This is a genomic window from Pararhodobacter sp. (assembly GCF_034676545.1).
Classification (GTDB): domain Bacteria; phylum Pseudomonadota; class Alphaproteobacteria; order Rhodobacterales; family Rhodobacteraceae; genus Pararhodobacter.
The window spans coordinates 3,314,165-3,327,084 of record NZ_JAUCBZ010000015.1 but is presented as its reverse complement, the minus strand read 5'-3'; the positions used below and the strand labels follow the sequence as shown (position 1 = coordinate 3,327,084).

General features: G+C 65.7%; 15 protein-coding genes. 7 read left to right on the top strand and 8 right to left on the bottom strand.

Annotated features, from left to right (window positions below):
- Position 1: 1 nt before the first annotated feature.
- The 4 genes from VDQ28_RS19730 to VDQ28_RS19715 are packed head-to-tail and all read left to right on the top strand — an operon-like array spanning position 2 to position 3,285.
- Entirely contained in the window at positions 2 to 898 is an 897-nt protein-coding gene (locus VDQ28_RS19730) for a bile acid:sodium symporter family protein (protein ID WP_323037561.1), read from the top strand.
- A complete protein-coding gene (locus VDQ28_RS19725; RefSeq protein ID WP_323037560.1) occupies positions 895 to 1,815 on the top strand; it encodes an SDR family oxidoreductase in 921 nt (306 codons plus the stop codon). The genes VDQ28_RS19730 and VDQ28_RS19725 overlap by 4 nt, the downstream gene beginning before the upstream one ends.
- Positions 1,812 to 2,579, top strand: a complete 768-nt coding sequence (locus tag VDQ28_RS19720) for an SDR family NAD(P)-dependent oxidoreductase (protein ID WP_323037559.1) — start codon at positions 1,812 to 1,814, stop codon at positions 2,577 to 2,579. Before VDQ28_RS19725 ends, VDQ28_RS19720 begins: the two co-directional genes overlap by 4 nt.
- A gap of 31 nt (positions 2,580 to 2,610) precedes the next feature.
- A complete protein-coding gene (locus VDQ28_RS19715) occupies positions 2,611 to 3,285 on the top strand; it encodes a hypothetical protein (protein ID WP_323037558.1) in 675 nt (224 codons plus the stop codon).
- 8 nt (positions 3,286 to 3,293) lie between these two features.
- Here the strand turns inward: VDQ28_RS19715 and plsY are convergent, their stop codons facing one another.
- The 6 genes from plsY to gorA form a co-directional block, all read right to left on the bottom strand.
- Positions 3,294 to 3,905: a glycerol-3-phosphate 1-O-acyltransferase PlsY gene (gene plsY / locus VDQ28_RS19710; RefSeq protein ID WP_323037557.1), complete on the bottom strand. Its 612-nt coding sequence runs from the start codon at positions 3,903 to 3,905 to the stop codon at positions 3,294 to 3,296.
- Positions 3,902 to 5,182, bottom strand: a complete 1,281-nt coding sequence (gene pyrC, locus VDQ28_RS19705; RefSeq protein WP_323037556.1) for a dihydroorotase — start codon at positions 5,180 to 5,182, stop codon at positions 3,902 to 3,904. The genes plsY and pyrC overlap by 4 nt, the downstream gene beginning before the upstream one ends.
- Before the next feature lie 90 nt (positions 5,183 to 5,272).
- A complete protein-coding gene (locus VDQ28_RS19700; protein WP_323037555.1) occupies positions 5,273 to 5,719 on the bottom strand; it encodes a hypothetical protein in 447 nt (148 codons plus the stop codon).
- A gap of 54 nt (positions 5,720 to 5,773) precedes the next feature.
- On the bottom strand, positions 5,774 to 6,748 hold the full coding sequence (locus VDQ28_RS19695; protein ID WP_323037554.1) for a protease modulator HflC: 975 nt from the start codon (positions 6,746 to 6,748) through the stop codon (positions 5,774 to 5,776).
- On the bottom strand, positions 6,748 to 7,890 hold the full coding sequence (gene hflK / locus VDQ28_RS19690) for an FtsH protease activity modulator HflK (protein WP_323037553.1): 1,143 nt from the start codon (positions 7,888 to 7,890) through the stop codon (positions 6,748 to 6,750). The genes VDQ28_RS19695 and hflK overlap by 1 nt, the downstream gene beginning before the upstream one ends.
- A gap of 111 nt (positions 7,891 to 8,001) precedes the next feature.
- A complete protein-coding gene (gene gorA / locus VDQ28_RS19685; RefSeq protein ID WP_323037552.1) occupies positions 8,002 to 9,366 on the bottom strand; it encodes a glutathione-disulfide reductase in 1,365 nt (454 codons plus the stop codon).
- A gap of 67 nt (positions 9,367 to 9,433) precedes the next feature.
- Between gorA and VDQ28_RS19680 the strand changes: the two genes are divergently transcribed.
- Positions 9,434 to 9,556 (top strand): hypothetical protein, encoded by a 123-nt coding sequence (locus tag VDQ28_RS19680; RefSeq protein ID WP_323037551.1) that lies wholly within the window; start codon positions 9,434 to 9,436, stop codon positions 9,554 to 9,556.
- A gap of 53 nt (positions 9,557 to 9,609) precedes the next feature.
- On the opposite strand, the gene rpiA is transcribed toward VDQ28_RS19680, so the two are convergent.
- Together rpiA and VDQ28_RS19670 are read right to left on the bottom strand one after the other, a co-directional pair.
- A complete protein-coding gene (gene rpiA, locus VDQ28_RS19675; protein ID WP_323037550.1) occupies positions 9,610 to 10,392 on the bottom strand; it encodes a ribose-5-phosphate isomerase RpiA in 783 nt (260 codons plus the stop codon).
- Between the two features lie 240 nt (positions 10,393 to 10,632).
- Positions 10,633 to 11,163 carry a DUF2239 family protein gene (locus tag VDQ28_RS19670; protein WP_323037549.1) on the bottom strand — a complete coding sequence of 177 codons (531 nt, stop codon included), beginning with the start codon at positions 11,161 to 11,163 and terminating at the stop codon, positions 10,633 to 10,635.
- 117 nt (positions 11,164 to 11,280) lie between these two features.
- Between VDQ28_RS19670 and VDQ28_RS19665 the strand changes: the two genes are divergently transcribed.
- Positions 11,281 to 11,616 (top strand): GIY-YIG nuclease family protein, encoded by a 336-nt coding sequence (locus tag VDQ28_RS19665; protein ID WP_323037548.1) that lies wholly within the window; start codon positions 11,281 to 11,283, stop codon positions 11,614 to 11,616.
- A 24-nt stretch (positions 11,617 to 11,640) separates the two neighbouring features.
- Positions 11,641 to 12,789: an NAD(P)/FAD-dependent oxidoreductase gene (locus tag VDQ28_RS19660; RefSeq protein ID WP_323037547.1), complete on the top strand. Its 1,149-nt coding sequence runs from the start codon at positions 11,641 to 11,643 to the stop codon at positions 12,787 to 12,789.
- Positions 12,790 to 12,920 lie beyond the last annotated feature (131 nt).

Sequence of the window (12,920 nt, the reverse complement as noted above, 5' to 3'; positions counted from 1 at the left end):
TATGGACGGCCTTGACGAGGTGATGCTGAATTTCAGCCCGGCGTCGCTGATGCTGCTGAACGCCGTTCTGGCGGTGGTGATGTTTGCCATTGCGCTGGACCTGACGCCCGCGCAGTTTCGCGCCTTGCTGCGTGCGCCAAAGCCGCTGATCGCCGGGTTTCTGGCGCAATTCGTGGCGCTGCCGGCGGCGACCTTTCTGCTGGTGCTGGCGGTTCAACCGCGCGCCTCGGTTGCGCTGGGGTTGATTCTGGTGGCGGCGTGTCCGGGGGGGAATATCTCGAATTTCCTGACGCATCGGGCCGGGGGGAACACGGCGTTGTCGGTCAGTCTGACCGCGTTGGCGACGGTGGGGGCGATTGTGCTGACGCCGCTGAACATTGCGCTGTGGGGCGGGCTTTATGCGCCGACGCGGGCGATTCTGGTGCAGACGGCGATCGACCCGGTGCAGGTGGCGATCACGGTGGTGTTCCTGCTGATCGTGCCGCTGGCGCTGGGCATGGTGGTGAACAGCCGCAAACCGGCGCTGGCGGCGCGTATCCGACGGCCGATGCAGACCTTGTCGATGGTGATTTTCGTGGGGTTCATCATCGCCGCCCTGGCGGCGAACTGGGGGTATTTCCTCGATCTGGCGGGGCTGGTCGCGGGGTTGGTGGTGGCACATAATGCGCTGGCCCTGGCGTTGGGATTCCTGGTCGCCACGTTGGTCGGGGTTTCGGCGCGCGACCGCCGGTCCATCACCATCGAGACGGGGATCCAGAATTCGGGGCTGGGGCTGATCTTGATCTTTGCCTTTTTCGGCGGCCTCGGCGGCATGGCGGTGGTGGCCGCGTTCTGGGGCATGTGGCACGCGATCTCGGGCCTCGCGCTGGCGTTGATCTGGGGTCGTAAACCCGTATGACGCGCATCCTGATCACCGGCGCGCGGGGCAATGTGGGGCGCGCCTTGTTGGCGGGCCTGTCAGGACACGAGGTTCTGGCCACCGACCTGCGCCCCATCGAGAATTTCGCGTTTGCGCGCATGGATGTGACCGGCGGCGATCCGATGCGGGTGATCGGGGTGTTCAAGCCCGAGGTCGTGGTGCATCTGGCGTCGATTGTCACGCCGGGCAAGGGATCAACCCGTGATCAGGAGTGGTGCGTGGATGTGCAGGGCAGCCGCAACGTGCTGGAGGCCTGTGTGGCGCATGGGGTGCGGCGGCTGGTGGTGACGTCCTCGGGCGCGGCCTATGGCTATCACGCGGATAACCCCGTGCCGCTGCGTGAGGGGGATCGGCTGCGCGGCAATGTGGAATTTCCCTATGCCGATCACAAGCGGCAGGTCGAGGAGATGTTGGCGGCTGCGCGGCGGGATCACCCGGCGCTGGAGCAAGTGGTGCTGCGGATCGGCACGGTTCTGGGCGTGGGGGTCGAGAACCAGATCACCGCCCTGTTTCGCAAACGGCGCTTGCTGGCGGTGGCGGGGTCCGACAGCCCGTTCGTGTTCATCTGGACGCAAGATCTGGCGCGTATCCTGCTGCGGGCGGCGACGGATGGCCCGGCGGGGGTGTTCAATGTCGCGGGCGATGGCGTGATGACGCTGCGCGATCTGGCGCGGGCGATGGGCAAGCCGGTGGTGACGCTGCCGCCGGGGGTCTTGCGCGCGGCGCTGGCGCTGGCGCGGCCTTTGGGCCTGAGCCGCTATGGGCCTGAACAGGTCGGGTTCTTGCAGTATCGCCCGGTGCTGGACAACACCGCGCTGAAGGCGGTGTTCGGCTATACGCCAGAGCTGTCCTCGGCGCAGGTGTTCGATCTGTGGCGGCTGTGGGCCAAGCCATGAAAACGGCGGTGATCACGGGCGGGGCGGGCGGATTGGGGCGGGCGTTGACCGTACACTTGCAGGCGCGCGGCTGGTTTTGTGCGCTGCTGGACCTGCCGCATGCGCTTGGCGCGTTGAATGCGGGGCCTGCGCAAAGCCTTCATGCCTGCGACGTGACCGACCCGGCGGCGGTGGCGCGGGTCTGTGCCGACATCCGCGCCGCGCGCCCGTCGATTGATCTGGCGATCTATAACGCGGGCGTCACGCTGATTGCACCGTTTGCGCGGGTCGAGGCGGCGGCCCATCGCCGGGTGTTCGAGATCAACTATTGGGGCGCGGTCAACCTTGCTGCGGCGCTGCTGCCCGATATTCGCGCCGCAGGGGGCACGCATCTGGCGATCACCTCGGTCGCGGGGTTCGCGCCGTTGAAGCACCGCACGGCCTATGCCGCCTCGAAACACGCGCTGAGTGGATTCTTTGGCTCGCTGCGCGGCGAGGAGGCGGCGTTCGGAGTGCGCACCGTGCTGGCCGCGCCGTCATTCGTGGCGACGAATCCGGGTGCTCGGTTTGATGCGCAGGGCCTCGGGCCACCGGGGGCGGCGGGTGACGGGGTGGATGAAATGACGCCCGAGACGGCGGCGAAAACCATTCTGGCGGGGCTCGACAAGGGCCGCGATTTCATCCCGGTCGGGCGGGTGGCGGGGCTGGCGTGGTGGGTTAACCGTTTGGCGCCAAAGCTTTATGAACGCCAAATGTTGAAGTCGATTGCGGGCGAATCGGCTTGACCATTCGCGCCGGAGGTCACCTGATGGGGCCATGCGCACGCCATTCCTGATCCTTGCTTGTCTGACGCTGGCCGCCTGCGGGCGACCCTTGACCGAGCACGAGGCCGATCTGGCCGCGCGGCTGTTTGGCGACAGTTTGCAGATCGAGCAGGTGCGGCTGGGGTCCAGTGGTCTCATCGGGCTGCGCGAGCATCGGTTCCGGGCGCGCCCGCAAACCACCTGCCGCGAACGCATCGTGCCGCCGCCCGAGGATGCATGGCTGACCGGGCGCACGGCGGGGGTGACGTTGTGGAACCATGTCACGGTGCGCGAAAACCTGATGCGCGAGGATTTCGCGCGGTTGCCGGATGGGTCGATGCCTTTGGGCGTGGCGATGTTCTTCGCGCATGAGATCACCCATGTCTGGCAGTGGCAAAACCGCGATGTGACCGGCTATTCGCCGCTGCGCGTGGGGTTGGAGCATCAGCCGGGCGCGGACCCCTATCTGTTCGAGACCGACGCAAACGCTTTGTTCACCGATTTCGGCTATGAACAACAGGCCAGTCTGGTGGAGGAATATGTCTGCTGCGCCTCGCTTGACCCCGAGGGCGCGCGCACGCAGCGGTTGTTGGCGCTGATCTCGCAGGTGATGCCGGTCGGTGATCTGCCGGATTGGCCGGTGCGCATCCCGTGGCAGGATGCGCAGATTGGCGGAATCTGCGGTTAAATCTGCGGTTAAACGCCGATTTGCGGCTCTTTGCCGGTCAGCAAGCGACCGATATTGGCGGCGTGGCGCACCCAGACCAGCAGCGCCAGCGCCAGCGCCAGGCCGATCATCGTGCTGGGGCCATAGAGATAGCACCAAAGCGCCGCCGACAGCGACGCCACCAAGGCCGAGGCCGAGGAAATGCGCGTCAGCAGCACCATGATCACCCAGACCGAGCAACAGGCGAGGCCGATGGGCCAGGCCAGTGCCAGCATGTTGCCAAGGAAGGTGGCGACCCCTTTGCCGCCTTTGAACCGCAGCCAGACCGGGTAGATATGCCCCAGAAACGAGGCGAAACCGGCGAGTTGCGCGGCGTCCTCGCCGGCGATGGCGCGGGCGATCAGCACGGCGACGGCTCCTTTGCCCGCGTCCAGCAACAAGGTTGCGGCGGCGGCCCCCTTGTTGCCGGTGCGCAAGACGTTGGTTGCGCCGATATTGCCCGAGCCGATCTTGCGCACGTCGCCCAGACCCATGGCGCGGGTGATCAGCACGCCAAACGGGATCGAGCCCAGCAGATAGGCGGCGATGCCGATCGCGGCCAACAGGGCAGGGGCGGTGTCGATGGGGGGAAAGATGCTCATGCGGCCTCGCGTTGATAAACCGGCTGCCCGGCGACATAGGTTGCCAGAACCTTACCCTCCATGCGCGTGCCGTCAAAGGGGGTGTTCTTGGATTTGGAGCGCAGCCCGAACCGGTCCAGCACGAAGGGCGCGTCGGGATCGAACAGCACCAGATCGGCGGGGGCCTGCGCGCTGAGCCGTCCACAAGGCAGGCCCAGCCGTTTCGCCGGGTTCAGCGCCATCGCGCGCCACAGTTGCGGCAGGGTCAGGTGCCCGGCGTGGAACAGACGCATGGCGGCGGGCAGCAGGGTTTCCAGACCCACGGCACCGGGCGCGGCCTCTTCAAAAGGCAGGCGTTTGGATTCCTCGTCCTGCGGCGTGTGCATCGAGCCGATCACGTCGATCAACCCCTCGGCGACGGCCTGAATGACGGCGATGCGGTCATCCTCGGCGCGCAGGGGCGGCGTAACTTTGAAGAAGGTTCGGTAATCGCCGACGTCGAATTCGTTCAGCGTCAGGTGGTGGATCGACACACCCGCCGTCACATCGAGGCCGTTGCGCTTGGCGCGGGCCAGCGCGGGCAGGGTGCGCGCGCAGGTGATCTGGTCGGCGTGATAGCGCGCGCCGGTCATCTCGACCAGCGCCATGTCGCGGTCAAAACCCATGCGCTCGGCCATCGGCGAGACGCCGGGCAGGCCGCGCAGGCTGGCGAATTTGCCGGTGGTGACCGCCGCGCCCGCACTCAGGCCCGGTTCCTGCGGATGGCCGACGATCAGCGCGCCGAGGCTGCGGGCGTAGGTCATGCAACGGCCCAGAATCTTGGCGTCGCGGGTCACAAGGTCGCCGTCTGAAAAGGCCACCGCGCCGGCATCCAGCAAAAAGCCGATCTCGGCCATTTCGCGGCCCGCGCGGTTGCGGGTCAGGGCGGCCATGTGATGGATGTTGACCACGGCCTCGGTGCTGGCGCGGCGGCGCAGGAAATCGAGCGTTTCGGGGGTATCGACGGCCGGGTTGGTATCGGCGCGGGTGATGAAGGTGGTCACCCCGCCCGCCGCCGCCGCCGCACCCGCCGTGCGAAAACTTTCCTTGTGGCGCGCGCCGGGCTCGCCGACATGCACGCCCCAATCGACCAGACCGGGGGCCAGACATTTGCCACGACAGTCGATTACGGTGGCATTTTGCGGGGGGCTGGCCGGATTGACCGCCGAGATTACGCCGTCCACGACACTGAGCGTACCGGGGCTGTCTGTCCCGGATTCGGGGTCGATAAGCCGTGCGTTGGTGAAGAAAAGGGTCATGCGCGCCGCCCTGCCTGTGCTGGATGTGCTGTCGGACTGCGGGGCTTATAGCGGCTGACGGGGCGTGATGCCACTGCCTAAGCGCCGGTTTCAGCCGCGCCGTTTCGCGCGTTTCTCGCGGGCGGCGAGGAGGGTGGCGATCACCGCGTCGGCGTCGGCCATGTGTTTCAGGAGATGCTTGTCGCCGGTTGTGGAAATCACCTGCACATCCCCCAGCAGGCGGCGAACTTTCTCGATTTCCATCAGATTGATCGAGTGCACGCCGCTGGGCAGGATCAGGCGGCGGTTGGTCAGCACCCAGCGCATGTTCAAGGTTTCAGAGGCCAGATAGAAGGCGCGCACGCCCACCGCCAGAATTGCCCCGAGTGAACCGATGGCCGGGTAGGGCGAACCAATCGCCCACAGGAAAACCCCGGCCAGCGCCATGAGACCCACAGCCATGATGCCATTGTCGCGCCAATAGCGGGTCTTGTCGGGGTGGAATTCGGCGATCTGGGTTTCGTCACGGGTCAGAATGACAGGGGCAGGCGTGGTCATGGCGTGGTCCGGCATAAAATGACAACGCCCCCGAAACCGGGGGCGCTGAAGGTCTTAGTTGTTGTCCGCAGGGGCGGTTTCTGCGGGCGCGGTTGGCGTCGCAGCGACGGCTTGTTGCGCGCGCCCGGCGGCCTGATCCTCTTGCTCGGCGCTGGCCCCGGCCCCGGTTGGGTCAATGGTGCGCAGGAAGCGGAAGTAGTCGCTGTCCGGGCTCAGAACCATCGAGGTGTTGCCCCGCAACGCGCGCTCATAGGAGGTCATCGAGCGCGAGAAGGCAAAGAACTCAGGGTCGCGGCCAAAGGCTTCGGCATAGACGCGGTTGCGTTCTGCGTCGGCTTCACCGCGAATGATCTCGCTGTCGCGGGTCGCCGAGGACACCAACTCGACCACGGTCCGATCCGCCAGCGCGCGAACCCGCTGCGCGGCCTCGTTACCGCGGGCGATCTCGTCGGCGGCTTCGCGTTCGCGCTCGGAGCGCATCCGCGCAAAAGTCGCGGCGAGGTTCTGCTCGGGCAGGTCGGTGCGGGTCAGACGCACGTCGATCACATCGACACCCAAGGCACGGGCCTCGCGGCGGGCGACGTCACGGGTCTGGTTCATCAGGCCGGTACGGCCCTCGGAGAGCACAGCCCCCGACGGCACAGAGCCCAGCACCTGACGAATCGCGGCGTTCAGGATGCTCTCGATGCGGACCTGAGCGGCGCGAATCCCCTCGACACCGACCGCTTGCCGGAAGCGCTGTACATCTTCGATGCGCCAGCGGGCAAAAGCGTCCACCACAAGGCGGCGGTCATCGGCGGGCGTGACCTCGAGCGGTTGGGTTTGCAGGCCAAGGATGCGGGCGTCATAGCGCACCACTTCCTGGATGAAGGGAATCCGGAAATAGAGGCCGGGTTCCTCGCGCACCTGTTTGACCTGACCGAATTGCAGCACCAGCACGTTCTCGCGTTCATCGACGATGAACACCGAGGACAGCGCCAAGGCGGCGGCGATCACGACGACGGGAATCAAAAGCGTCAAGCGTTTCATCAGTTGCTCCCTTGGTCGGTGCGAGACTGCGAGCGCAGGCTATCCAGCGGCAGATAAGGCACGACGCCCGATCCACCCGCGCCGGTGACATTGTCGAGGATCGTCAGCTCCATGCTGCCCAAGACACGCTCCATGGTTTCGATATACATCCGCTGGCGCGTCACTTCGGGCGCGTTGCGGTACTCATCCCAGACCGCCACAAAGCGGCTGGCCTCACCTTCGGCGAGGTTGATCACCTCGGCGCGGTAGGCCTCGGCCTGTTCCTGGACCTGGGCGGCTTCACCCCGTGCGCCAGCCAGAACGCGGTTGGCATAGGCATCGGCCTGACGCTCAAGCCGGTCGCGTTCCTGACGGGCGGCCTGCACTTCGCGGAAGCTGTCGATCACCTCGGCGGGTGGGTCGGCCTTGTCGAAGTTGACACGAATAACGTTGATGCCCGACTGATAGCTGTCCAGCGTGCTTTGCACCGCCGTGCGCAATTCGGCGGCAATCGTCGCACGATCCCGGTTCAGAATCGGCGACAGTTCCGAGCGGGCGATAATGTCGCGCATCGCGGATTCGGCCACGGCGCGGACCGTATTGGCCGGGTCGGCAAGGTTGAACAGATAGTTGTTCGGGTCGGTGATGTTCCAGACGACCTGGAATTCGATATCCACGATCGCTTCGTCGCGGGTCAGCATCAGACCGGTATCAAGGCCCGCGCGTCCGGTGCCAACCTCGGTCACGCGCTCGGTGGTGACCTGCACGATTTCGGCCGAGACAACCGGCCAGGGTGCAAAGTTCAGACCCGGATTGCCGACGCGGTATTCCTGACCGAACAACAGTTCGACCGAGCGTTCCTCGGGCTTGACCGTGTAGAACGACGCATAGGCCCACAGAGCCGCCAGTGCCGCGATGCCGAACAGGATGCCGCGCCCGCTGATGCCGGGGCCATTGCCACCGCCACCGCCAGAGCCACCCTGACCACCGCGCCCGCCCATCAAGACCTTCAGCTGTTGCTGACCCTTGCGGACGAGTTCGTCGATTTCGGGTATCTGCGGACGCTCGGGTCCGCCGCCGCCGCCTGTTGGACGGTTGTCACCACCAGAGCCGCCACGGTTTCCACCGCCGCCGCCCCAAGGGCCTCCTGAATTACCTGACATGGCCACTCCTGTGTTCGGGTCTGTCATCTGGTCATAGTCCTGTGCTTGAATTGGGCACAAAACACGAGGATTCAAGCCATATCGAACAGATAGCGTCCGATCCGGCCTTCTTTATGCCGTGCGCGTCGGTTTGCGCAGCAGCACCAATTCTTCGGTCATGGTCGGATGAACCGCCATTGTCCGGTCGAAATCGTCCTTGGTCGCGCCCATTTTCAGGATCACGCCCGCAAGCTGGATCAATTCGCCCGCACCGGGTGCGACGATGTGACAGCCCAGAACCTTGCGGGTTTTGGCGCAGACCACCAGTTTCATCAGCGCCTTGGTCTCGGCCTTGATGAAGCTGGTTTGCATCGGGTTGAAGCTGGCCATGTAGATCTCGACCGGGCCTTCGGCGCGGGCCTGCTCTTCGGTCAGGCCGACGGTGCCGGCCTCGGGGCGGGTGAACACGGCGCTGGCGACCATCGTGTGATCGGGCTTGATCGGTGTGCCGCCGAACACGGTATCGGCAAAGGCATGACCCTCGCGGATCGCCACCGGCGTCAGTTGAATGCGGTCGGTGACATCGCCCACCGCGAAAATCGACGGAATGTTGGTTTGCGAGTAGTCATCGACGATCACGGCGCCGCCGTCGCCCAAGTTGACACCCGCCTCGGCCAGTCCGAGCCCGTCCACATTGGGGCGTCGGCCTGTGGCAAACAGCACCGTATCAAACTCGCGCACCCGGCCTTGGGTGTCGCTGGCCCGGAACCGGCCATCGGGCAGACGCTCCAGCGCGGTCAGGTCGGTGTTGACCTCGAGGTTCAGGCCTTGCTGCATCAGGGCAGCCGCGACATGGCCCTGAAGGTCGCTGTCAAAGCCCCGCAGGATCTGTGTGCCGCGATACATCAGCGTCACCGCCACGCCCAGCCCTTGCAGGATCCCGGCCATTTCACAGGCGATAAAGCCGCCGCCGAGCACCAGCATGGAGCCGGGCAGGCGGTCCATCAGGAAAATCTCGTTTGAGGTCATGGCCCCCAAGTCGGCATAGGGTTCGGGCACAAACGGCGTGCCACCGGTGGCGACCAGAATGTGCCGTGTCGTGATCAGGCGGCCATCGGCCAGCCGCACGGTGTGCGGGTCGGCCACGGTGGCGCGCTGATGGAAAATGGTCACACCGGCGGCCTCGGCGTTGCGGGTATAGATGCTTTCGAGCCGGCGCAATTCGCCGTCCAGACGGGTGCGAAACGCGCGCCAGTCAAAGCGGCCCTTCTCGACTTGCCAGCCGTAAGCCGCGGCCTCGTCAATCGCGGCACCGTGACCCGCGGCGAACACCATCAGCTTCTTGGGCACGCAGCCGCGAATGACACAAGTGCCGCCCATGCGGAATTCTTCGGCCATGGCGACCTTGGCGCCGTGATCGCTGCTGGCGATCCGCGCGGCACGCACGCCGCCGGATCCACCGCCGATTACAAATAGGTCATAGTCAAAGGTGCTCATGCCCGTCTCTCCGTGCGGCCTCTGCGTGCGGCGCGTTATTCCATACTTGACCGGCCGGGGCCAGACCATGCGCCCCATAGATGTCGCGATCCTGGCGATGACGGTTTCCGAGGCGACATATGCCGGCCGCCGCGGCAAGCCCGCGCGGGGTTTCCGTCTGCGGTTCGATCAGCGCACCGTGCGCCGGTGAAATGGCGCGGCGGGTCGTAGGGTGTGTGCTTGCACGCACCGGACCAGAAGACCTCACACGTCGCGAAAGATATTGTTGGTGTCTTCGAAGATGATGCGTTCACGCTCGATCGTGCCCTCACCAATATCGCGCAACTCAACCAGCCCATCCGCAAAGCCGATCACCACGATGTCGCAAATGTCGATGAACAGCCCGTTTTCCACCACACCCGGCACCTGATTGAGCGCCAGCGACAGTTGCCGCGGGTTGCCGATCCGACCCAGCGAGAGGTCGAGGATATGGTTCCCCTCGTCGGTGATATAGGGGCGCGCGCCGTTCATGCGCAGGCTGGCTTGCGTGCCCATCACATCCATCGCGCCCAGCAGTTCCTCGATCAGCATGCGGCTGGCTTGCCAGCCGAAGGGCACGACCTCGACCGGCAGCGGGAAGGCGCCCAGGGTTTTCACTTCCTTCGAGGCGTCGGTGATCACCACCATCTTGTCGCTGGCGGTGGCGACGATCTTTTCCATCAGATGCGCCCCGCCGCCGCCCTTGATCAGCGTCAGATTGGCGTCGAATTCATCGGTGCCGTCGATCGTCATGTCGAGCCAGCCGGCGTCCTCGAGTGCGACGATCTTCAGGCCCAGTTCGCGGCCCAACTCGGCGGTTCTCACGCTGGTCGGCACGCAGGTCAGGCGCAGGCCTTCGGATTTCACCCGCTCGGCCAGCGCGCGCACCATCCAGGCGGCGGTCGAGCCGGTTCCGAGGCCCAGCTTCATCCCGTCCTCGACAAGATCAACGGCGCGCCGGGCGGCGGCGTATTTGGCGCGGTCGATGGGGGTCAGGGAGAGGGACATGTCTGGGCTCCGGACTGGGTTCGGGCCTTGTATAGCAAGATTTCAGGCGGCTCAAAGGGTCGGGAGGCGATTTTTCGACAAGGTCAAGGTGTCCCCCCGTGGGACATGATTTGAATGTCAGGATATCAAGGGCTTGCGATGCTGGCGTAACCTTTTGCCAACCATGTTTTCCGCCAAAGGAGGCCCTGGTGCAGACGCGGCGTGCGGCAAACGCCGGGGGGTGTTCGCCGCGCCACAAGGTCAGGGTGCCGGATCATGACCCCGCGCCAGAGCCAGCGCGTAGTCGCGGGTATCGGCGGGCCAACCGGCCAAGCGCGCGGCGAATGCATCGAGATCCCCGGCAAAGAGCGCGCGCGTCGCGTCCTCGTAGCCCGGCAAATCGCCGCCGAGCGCATGGACAAAGCGATAGGCGGCCTCGCGCGCGGCGCGGGCATCGGTGGCGCCATCGTCGCGGCGTCGGGCATCATCGACCAACCGCCGCAGCGCCGCCGACGCGCCGCCGGGCTGTTGCGCCAGCCAGTCCCAATGCCGTTGCAGCAAGGTCACTTCGCGCGCGATGACGCCCAGTTTCGGCCGCCCCGGCCCGCGTTTGGGCAAGTCCGCGTCGCGATAGCCGCGCGGATCAATGTCGATCACGCGACCAGTGGCGTCGTCGAACACCAGAACAGCGTCGTTTTCCGCAATCATTTTCGCAACCGCGGCCAATGGCCCCTTTGCGACCTTGCGGCCCTGCGCAAAGGCGGTACAGGGGGTTGCGGGATTGTGGGTCATGGTGTGCTCCTTTTGCGCAACTTGAATCCTGATTCGCGGTGTGAGTCAATAATACCCGGATAATATTGTGCCCGGTCTGCGGGTCTGTTATGCGTCGCTGAAAGAACGGAGAACCCCATGAAAACCGAGAATCGCCGCGCGGCTTTGGAAGAATACAAAGAGCGAAAGGTCGCTGCCGGGATCTTTGCGATCCATTGCCAGCCGGACGGGTTGGCGTGGATTGGTCAAGCCTCTGATCTGGACAATTTCGAGAACCGGCACTGGTTCACGCTGCGGCAGGGCACGCACCCGAATGCGACCTTGCAAGCCGCGTGGAACAGCCACGGCGAGGACGCGTTCAGCGTTGAAATCCTCGAACAACTGGACGACAATATCAGCAGCATCTCGCGCCCGCGGATCCTCAAGGAGCGCATGGTGCATTGGATGGCGCAGCTGTCAGCCGCGCGGCTCTGACGGTCGCCAGAACGAGGGCCGCGCATGGATGAGGTGGATCTGGTTGTCATTGGCGCGGGCGTTGTGGGGCTGGCGATTGCCCGCGCCGCCGCCCGGCGCGGGGCCGAGGTGCTGGTGCTCGAAGCCCATGACGCGCCGGGCATGGAGACCTCATCACGCAACAGCGAAGTGATTCACGCGGGCATGTATTACGCCCCCGGCAGCCTGAAAGCGCAGCATTGCGTGGCCGGGCGGCGGATGCTCTATCGCTATCTGGCGGCGCGCGATCTGCCGTATCGCCAGACCGGCAAGCTGATTGTCGCGACAACGCCCGAGGAAGACGCCAAGCTGGCCGCGATTGCCGCGCGGGCGGTGGCGAATGGGCTGACCGGCGATGAGGCGTTGGTCCGGTTGACGGCGGCCGAGGCCCGCGCGCTGGAACCCGCGCTGGCCTGTACCTCGGCGCTGCTGTCACCCTCGACCGGGATCCTCGACAGTCATGCCTTCATGCTGTCCTTGCAAGGCGATGCCGAGCGCGCGGGCGCGATGTTCAGCTTTGGCTCGCGGGTCACCGGGTTTCGCCCCGGCCCGCCGCATCTGCTGTCCGGCACCAGCCAAGGCGAGCCCTGGACGCTGGCCGCCGCCCGCGTGATCGTCGCGGGCGGGTTGCACACGGCGGGGCTGATGCGCGACGCGGGGCTGGGCGATTTCGTGCCGCCCGATTATTGGCTCAAGGGGCGCTATTTCACCCTGACCGGGCGCGGCCCGTTCCAGCACCTGATCTATCCGGTGCCAGCGGCGGGCGGTTTGGGCGTGCATGTCACGCTCGATATCGGCGGTGGCACGCGATTCGGGCCGGATACCGTGCCAACGAATACGCTGGATTACACGGTGTCGCCGGATCTGGCGCCCGCGTTCGAACACGCGATCCGCCGCTACTGGCCGGGCCTGCCCGAGGGGGCTCTGGAGGCCGGATACGCCGGGATCCGCCCCAAATTGCACGCGCCCAAGGGGCAGGATGCGGATTTCGTCATCGCCGGGCCGGGCGCGCGGGCCGGCGGCAGCGGGGCCGAGGCGCTGGTCGTGTTGCACGGCATCGAAAGCCCCGGCCTGACCGCGTGCCTGTCCTTGGCCGAGGCGAGTTGCGACGCGCTGATGGGCGCACCGGCCGGGGAGTTTGATGCTGGCGTTTGAGTCCGGGTGTTTGCGGGTGCGATCCTTTCGTCGGCGCGGCAGGACGCCCCACGCGGTGACTTCGCCATGGCCGCGCCACGATTGCAGGTTGCGCGCTTGAGCCGGGCGGTACGGTGGCAGATGGATTAATG

Excerpts from the sequence above, each read along its gene's own strand:
- VDQ28_RS19670 (WP_323037549.1), bottom strand. The coding sequence starts at position 11,163 with ATGACCCACAATCCCGCAACCCCCTGTACCGCCTTTGCGCAGGGCCGC.
- gorA (WP_323037552.1), bottom strand. The coding sequence starts at position 9,366 with ATGAGCACCTTTGACTATGACCTATTTGTAATCGGCGGTGGATCCGGC.
- VDQ28_RS19660 (WP_323037547.1), top strand. The coding sequence starts at position 11,641 with ATGGATGAGGTGGATCTGGTTGTCATTGGCGCGGGCGTTGTGGGGCTG.
- rpiA (WP_323037550.1), bottom strand. The coding sequence starts at position 10,392 with ATGTCCCTCTCCCTGACCCCCATCGACCGCGCCAAATACGCCGCCGCC.
- VDQ28_RS19680 (WP_323037551.1), top strand. The coding sequence starts at position 9,434 with ATGCGCCCCATAGATGTCGCGATCCTGGCGATGACGGTTTCCGAGGCG.
- VDQ28_RS19720 (WP_323037559.1), top strand. The coding sequence starts at position 1,812 with ATGAAAACGGCGGTGATCACGGGCGGGGCGGGCGGATTGGGGCGGGCG.
- hflK (WP_323037553.1), bottom strand. The coding sequence starts at position 7,890 with ATGTCAGGTAATTCAGGAGGCCCTTGGGGCGGCGGCGGTGGAAACCGT.
- VDQ28_RS19715 (WP_323037558.1), top strand. The coding sequence starts at position 2,611 with ATGCGCACGCCATTCCTGATCCTTGCTTGTCTGACGCTGGCCGCCTGC.
- pyrC (WP_323037556.1), bottom strand. The coding sequence starts at position 5,182 with ATGACCCTTTTCTTCACCAACGCACGGCTTATCGACCCCGAATCCGGG.
- plsY (WP_323037557.1), bottom strand. The coding sequence starts at position 3,905 with ATGAGCATCTTTCCCCCCATCGACACCGCCCCTGCCCTGTTGGCCGCG.
- VDQ28_RS19695 (WP_323037554.1), bottom strand. The coding sequence starts at position 6,748 with ATGAAACGCTTGACGCTTTTGATTCCCGTCGTCGTGATCGCCGCCGCC.
- VDQ28_RS19730 (WP_323037561.1), top strand. The coding sequence starts at position 2 with ATGGACGGCCTTGACGAGGTGATGCTGAATTTCAGCCCGGCGTCGCTG.
- VDQ28_RS19665 (WP_323037548.1), top strand. The coding sequence starts at position 11,281 with ATGAAAACCGAGAATCGCCGCGCGGCTTTGGAAGAATACAAAGAGCGA.
- VDQ28_RS19700 (WP_323037555.1), bottom strand. The coding sequence starts at position 5,719 with ATGACCACGCCTGCCCCTGTCATTCTGACCCGTGACGAAACCCAGATC.
- VDQ28_RS19725 (WP_323037560.1), top strand. The coding sequence starts at position 895 with ATGACGCGCATCCTGATCACCGGCGCGCGGGGCAATGTGGGGCGCGCC.